At 37.8% G+C, this 6,536-nt stretch carries 4 protein-coding genes; 1 reads left to right on the top strand and 3 read right to left on the bottom strand.

Features of this window, described 5'->3' with window-relative positions:
• Positions 1 to 535: 535 nt before the first annotated feature.
• Positions 536 to 1,606 carry an undecaprenyldiphospho-muramoylpentapeptide beta-N-acetylglucosaminyltransferase gene (murG, locus tag IEV74_RS17815; protein WP_188456723.1) on the bottom strand — a complete coding sequence of 357 codons (1,071 nt, stop codon included), beginning with the start codon at positions 1,604 to 1,606 and terminating at the stop codon, positions 536 to 538.
• 118 nt (positions 1,607 to 1,724) lie between these two features.
• Between murG and IEV74_RS17810 the strand changes: the two genes are divergently transcribed.
• On the top strand, positions 1,725 to 3,095 hold the full coding sequence (locus tag IEV74_RS17810) for an MATE family efflux transporter (RefSeq protein ID WP_188456722.1): 1,371 nt from the start codon (positions 1,725 to 1,727) through the stop codon (positions 3,093 to 3,095).
• A 452-nt stretch (positions 3,096 to 3,547) separates the two neighbouring features.
• On the opposite strand, the gene IEV74_RS17805 is transcribed toward IEV74_RS17810, so the two are convergent.
• Together IEV74_RS17805 and IEV74_RS17800 are read right to left on the bottom strand one after the other, a co-directional pair.
• Positions 3,548 to 4,738 carry a NupC/NupG family nucleoside CNT transporter gene (locus tag IEV74_RS17805; RefSeq protein ID WP_188456721.1) on the bottom strand — a complete coding sequence of 397 codons (1,191 nt, stop codon included), beginning with the start codon at positions 4,736 to 4,738 and terminating at the stop codon, positions 3,548 to 3,550.
• Between the two features lie 267 nt (positions 4,739 to 5,005).
• Complete coding sequence (locus tag IEV74_RS17800; RefSeq protein ID WP_188456720.1) at positions 5,006 to 6,295, bottom strand: NCS2 family permease; 1,290 nt, start codon at positions 6,293 to 6,295, stop codon at positions 5,006 to 5,008.
• Positions 6,296 to 6,536 lie beyond the last annotated feature (241 nt).

Here is a 6,536-nt window from a genome sequence, read left to right as displayed (position 1 = left end):
ATGTAAATTTGTTCATCAAAGCACCCCCATTTGTCAGTTGAGTGTCCAACAATTGGGGGCCAGTGCAACGCGCTCCGGGGTCTCACCGATGCCTCATCTCCCACAGGAGTCTCCGTGTATACGGGCTGCTAGTAAGTGTATTTATAACGTAATCATGATTTCTTAAAGATATTATAGATACTTTATATTTAATAATTACAATCTATGCATGTACCGATAATATTAATTCCACTTCACTAGTCCGGCATCGCTGCGGGCGGTGACTCCTGCTCAGAAAAGCACGAGTCCGAAGACACCAAAGAGTGGTTTTCTCGAGGAGGCTGAGGCCGTGCCCTAAGGTGCGCATCCGCCCGCAGCGATCCCGGACGGCGACCCGAGAATATTACGTCGCAGTTTACGTCAACTACATATTAAGATCCTGCCGTGGAAAACGTAACGTTCTACCCATTTTATTCTGTAATTGTTCTTCTTTTGAGCCAACGTTTTAGTTATGTCCCAGTCCCTTTTTTAATGGTGCTGCTTTATCCCATAATGTCTATTTACCCGTTTCTTTTATGATTTCAATCACACGCTCTTTTGCTTTTTCACTTTGATACTTTTTCATATGATCTCTCATAATTGGTGCACGTTCCTTAAGCTTGAACACTTCTTTTACTAAGCTATCTCGCGTCAAAGCTTCCTCTTCTAAAACACTTGCATACTGTTTTTCCGCAAACGATTCTGCGTTAATAATCTGGTCACCCCTGCTTGCCTCTTTAGACAATGGAATCAGCAGCATCGGTTTCTGTAATGCCAAAAATTCAAATATAGCATTGGATCCGGCACGAGACAACACTAAGTCAGTTGCAGCTAAAATATCTTTTAACGCTTCATTTACATATTCAAATTGTGTATATCCTACCCGATTAATCGTATCGTCTACTTTCCCATTTCCACAAATGTGGACAACTTGAAAAACTGTCAATAGTTCGTCCAGGCTTGAGCGAACAGTTTCATTAATTTTTTCAGAGCCTCCACTTCCACCCATAATGAGCAGCACAGGCTTTACATGGTTAAAGCCACAAAGCGCAAGACCCTTGTCACGATCACCTTGGAACAACTCTTCACGAATGACAGCACCAACATATTCAGCTTTTTCTTCCGGTAAATATTGCATCGTTTCTGGAAAGGTTGCTAATACTTTTCTTGCTAACGGAATTGCCAGCTTGTTTGCAAGACCGGGTGTATAATCTGATTCATGAATTATTGCCGGAACGCTGCGCATTTTAGCTGCCATTATAACAGGTACAGAAACAAAACCGCCCTTTGAGAATATAATGGAAGGCTTGCGCTTACCAATTATACGCCATGCCTGCATCGTTCCCTTTACTACTTTAAACGGGTCTTTTATATTTTCCTTTGAGATGTAACGGCGGAGTTTACCTGTTGAGATAGGGTAATAGGTTACATTTTCTAATTGCTCAATTAATTTACGTTCGATACCATTTTCTGAACCAATATAATCGATTTCCCATCCTTCATTTTGAAATACTGGAATTAAAGCCAAATTCACAATCACATGACCAGCAGTTCCACCACCAGTAAAAAGAATACGTTTCTTTTTCATTAAATAAAATTCCTTTCTATCTTAATACCGTATAAAACGGTATAATTGCTTTTATAACCCTTTAGAATGAATTATCTTCTCTATCCTATTAGAAAAACATAAAAAAAGGAAGAGTATTATGTATGAAACAACGACATTAAAAGAAAAACTAAAGCTATTTTCTATCATTTTAATTCCTATTCTTATTACCCAAATTAGTATGTATTTAATGAACTTTTTTGACACGGTTATGTCTGGACAAGCGGGTGCACAGGATCTTGCCGGTGTCGCGATAGGTTCAAGTCTTTGGGTTCCGATTTTCACAGGAATTAACGGTATACTGCTCGCCATAACCCCTATTGTTGCGCAATTAATTGGTGCAAAGTCAGATGAAGAAATACCAAAAAAGGTGCAGCAGGGAATCTATCTAGCAATCGCACTTGCATTGTTTGTCACAGCGGTAGGGGCGATTTTGCTTAACCCTATTTTACAGGCAATGGACTTGGAAACGGAAGTAAGACACACCGCAAAATTTTATCTTATATGGCTGGTAACTGGAATTGTACCATTATTCATTTTTAATACTCTAAGATGCTTTATTGATGCGCTTGGTCAAACACGTATATCAATGCTTATCATTTTAACTTCCTTACCACTAAATATATTATTTAACTACATTTTCATCTTTGGAAAATTTGGTGTACCGGCTTTTGGGGGAGTTGGATCAGGTATTGCAACAGCGATTACGTATTGGTTAGTTTGCGGAATTGCTTTAGCCGTTATTTACAAGATACGCCCATTTAGCGGATATCGTGTTTTTTCAAATTGGGTCAAACCATCATTAAAAGCATGGTTGGAACAATTGAAAATTGGAATTCCGATTGGCTTTGCGATATTCTTTGAAACAAGTATATTTTCTGCAGTAACATTACTGATGAGTGTATACAGCACATATACGATTGCGGCCCATCAAGCAGCAATCAATTTCGCTTCCCTATTGTACATGATTCCACTAAGTGTAGGGATGGCGTTAACGATTGCTATTGGCTTTGAAATCGGCGGAAAACGATTTGCGGATGCCAGAACGTATGGATACATTGGAATAAGCGGAGGATTGTTTATCGCAGCATTTGCCGGCCTCGTTTTATATGTATTCAATGACACGGTTGCAGCGCTGTATAACTCAAACCCTGAAGTAATTGAGCTTACAAAGCATTTTATATATTATGCAATTTTCTTCCAATTGGCAGATGCATTCGGTGCACCAATACAAGGAGCATTACGTGGCTATAAGGATGTAAATATAACATTAATTATGGCGCTGGTTTCCTATTGGATTATTGGATTGCCTACCGGATGGCTGCTAGCTAATTATACTGCATTGGAACCATTTGGCTATTGGGTAGGAATCATTGTTGGCTTAAGCTGTGGTGCAATAGCATTGTTGTTACGGCTATTGTATATACAGAAAAAATATATGCGAATTGATAAAGCAGTAAAAACTCACTAGCAGCACTAGTGAGTTTTAATTTGCTTTTTAGTTAACTCGTATCTGTAAACAAATGGCTGTAATACAAAGATACACAAGAGTACCCAAATAATCATCATTACCCAATTGAGCGTAAATGTATTTCGCAAAGCTATTAATGGAACAATGCATATTACTGTGAAGAGTACTTTAGAAAATCCCGTGGGGCGTAAATTGGCTGAACAATGCGGACAAGTAACATGATTAAAATTACCCTGCTTCATCAGGAAAGTAAACGAAAATTTATTATCACAATTACTGCACCTCTTGGTTAACACATGATCACACCTCATTTTCTTCATGATAGCATAATTTGGTGGGAAAGGGCAGATTTTCAAGCTCTTCCTGCTCTCCTGCCGATGTTTCTGCTCTCTTGCCTAATCTATAATGCCCTACAACAAAAGAACCGCCCAACATGGCGGTTCTTCCATTTCTTATAAAAATATTCCTGCAACGGTCGCAGACAAAATAGATGCTAAGGTTGCACCGATAAGAAGCTTCATACCAAATTTTGATACAGCAACTGCTTTTTTACTATCAATAGCTTGTACAGATCCAGCGATAATCCCAATTGATGAGAAGTTAGCAAAGCTTGTTAAGAAAACAGATACGATTCCGATTGTCTTCTCTGACATACCGCCAAGAATTTTTTGGAACTCAAGCATTGCAACAAATTCGTTTGTAACAATTTTCGTACCCATGATTCCACCAGCTTTTATTACTTCTCCAGGTGAAATCCCCATTAATATACCAATTGGAGATAGAATATAACCTAGGATTTCTTGCAATGTAACACCTGCAAAAACAAACTGGATTAGCCAATTAACCAGATTTAGAGATGCGATAAATGCAACCAGCATAGCAGCAACGATTAGTGCTATTTTACCACCATCAAGTGCCCCATTTCCCATCGCTTCAAAAATACTTTTATCCTGGGAAACGTCTTTTATGTCAACATGATCTTCCTCTTTTGGAACACGTACTGGTGCGATAACAGACGCAATCATTAATGCACTAAACATGTTTAATGGTAGGGCAACTAATACATATTCAGGCGGCAGTATCTGAATATATGCACCAACAATTGATGCTGAAACTGATCCCATTGCAGACGCACTAACGATATATAAACGATTTTTATCTAAATGATGAAACTGTGTTTTAATTGCAAGCAGTGCCTCTGATTGTCCAAAAAAGATACTGTTTACCGCATTAAATGATTCGACCTTTGGTAATCCTGTTATTTTTGATAAAAATCCGCCAAAATACTTTATAATTATTGGCAAAATTTTTAAATATGTCAACACGGACAGGATTGTTGAGAAAAAGATTATTAAAAGTAACACATCAAAGAAGAATACACTTCCACCTTCTTTAACTGCTATCCCGCCAACAATGAAATTTATACCTTCTGAACCAAACTCAATTAACTTGTTAAAACCAGCGGAAATACCATTAATAATATCTTTTCCTATTTCTGTACTAAACATGAACCAAGTTACTAAAAACTGTCCAACTAACATAACGATAATGCCTTTATAATTTATATTCTTTTTATCATTAGACATTAAAAATGCCAGCCCGAGGACAACAATGATTGCAACAATTCCTAGAAGAATATCCACGGATGAAGCCTCCCTTTAATTTTCATTTCCCATTGTAAATGCTTACAATATTATCGATTCCACAAGTGATTGTACCAGGTTGTCTGACGTCTTGCAAGTGGAAATTTTTCCTCGCTGCATTTAATGTTCCCTATTACGTATCGTTTTAACATAAAGACTCAAGCAGAACATCAAGCTTTACGACCACCTGATTCTCGTCAAATGTTCCTATGCAATTGAAAAAGACCACGGTATGGATAACCGTGATCTTTCAACTTTTATAACTCTTTAATGTGCTGGAAAAAATATCATCTGCAAAACAAAAATCACTCCAAATAAATATAAAATCCAGTGTACATCTTTCCCCTTGCCACTGACCAATTTAAGCAGTGGATACGTAATAAAACCGATTGAAATACCTGTTGCAATACTGGATGTCAATGGCATTGTCAAAATGATTGCAAATGCTGGAAATGCTTCATCAAATGTTTTCCAATCAATCCTTGCCAGCCCTTCCATCATAAAACAGCCAACAATGATAAGAACAGGTGCAGTAATTGCTGATAAATTTGAAATAGCACCGATAATTGGTGTAAAGAAGATGGATAGACCGAACAATACTGCTACAACCACTGAGGTTAGCCCCGTTCTTCCCCCTGCAGCTACACCGGATGTTGATTCGATATATGCGGTTGAAGGACTTGTCCCAAACATAGATCCAACAGTAGTTGCGGCTGCATCTGCCATTAGAGCTGATTTAGCACGAGGCAGCTTCCCATTTTTCATAAATCCAGCCTGTTCCGAAACGCCAATTAATGTTCCTGTCGTATCAAAAATTGTAACAAGTAAAAATGCGAATACAACCGTGTAAAGTCCATTACTGAATACTCCAGCTACATCGATATCAAAGAAAATTGGAGCCGGAGGTGCTGACATAACACCATCAAACTGTAATTGACCAGTGAAAAAGCCAATCATCCCTGTTATAATCATGCCTAGAAATAATGCACCTTTTACATTCCAAGTCATTAATATTAATGTAATGAATAATCCGGCTAATGTTAAAACCGTTACTGGTGCATGCAAATCGCCAAACCCGACCATGTTTGCTTCATTTGGCACAACAATTCCAGACATCTTTAATCCTAAAAATGCAATAAACAGTCCTATTCCAGAGGTAATTCCAAATTTTAATGAAGCTGGAATTGCCTCTATTAATGTTTCTCGCAAAGTAGTGAGACTCAATAAAATAAAAGCAATACCCGCTATAAATACTGTCCCAAAAATAACTTGATAGGATAAACCTTGTGTTGCAACAACACTGGCGAAATACGCATTCATCCCCATTCCAGGAGCAATCGCAATTGGATAATTAGCAAAAAACGCCATGTAAAGTGTTCCGACAACTGCAGAGATAACAGTAGCCATAAACACCTGATCAAACGGAACACCTGCCGAATGGAGTATGACAGGATTTACGATGATAATATATACCATCGTTAAAAATGTAGTAGTCCCGGCTAGTAACTCTGTTCGGATATTCGTGTTATTTTGTTTTAAACCGAAAAATTTATTCATATATTACACCTTGCTTTCCGAATCTTAAAATCAACATTTACTATATTATTCGTTTTTAGGTGTTTTTGCAATAAATAAATCTGCACTTTAAGTGATTTTGCCAGGCTTATAGGCGGTGGCTCCTTGAAATACTACACCCTTTTCTTCGTGTGATGTATCGTTCCCTAAGTACTCATTGTCCAGCGCAGTACCTTAAGTGAACATCTAAATGACTAAATTTCTCCAGTAAATAAATTATCAA

It is taken from the genome of Virgibacillus oceani (assembly GCF_014638995.1).
GTDB lineage: Bacteria > Bacillota > Bacilli > Bacillales > Amphibacillaceae > Virgibacillus_E > Virgibacillus_E oceani.
Note: the sequence above shows the minus strand (reverse complement) of the source record. Positions and strands in the feature narration are given on the sequence as shown.

Bases quoted from the DNA above. Each gene is read 5' to 3' on its own strand.
- murG (WP_188456723.1), bottom strand. From the start codon at position 1,606: ATGAAAAAGAAACGTATTCTTTTTACTGGTGGTGGAACTGCTGGTCAT.
- IEV74_RS17810 (WP_188456722.1), top strand. From the start codon at position 1,725: ATGTATGAAACAACGACATTAAAAGAAAAACTAAAGCTATTTTCTATC.
- IEV74_RS17800 (WP_188456720.1), bottom strand. From the start codon at position 6,295: ATGAATAAATTTTTCGGTTTAAAACAAAATAACACGAATATCCGAACA.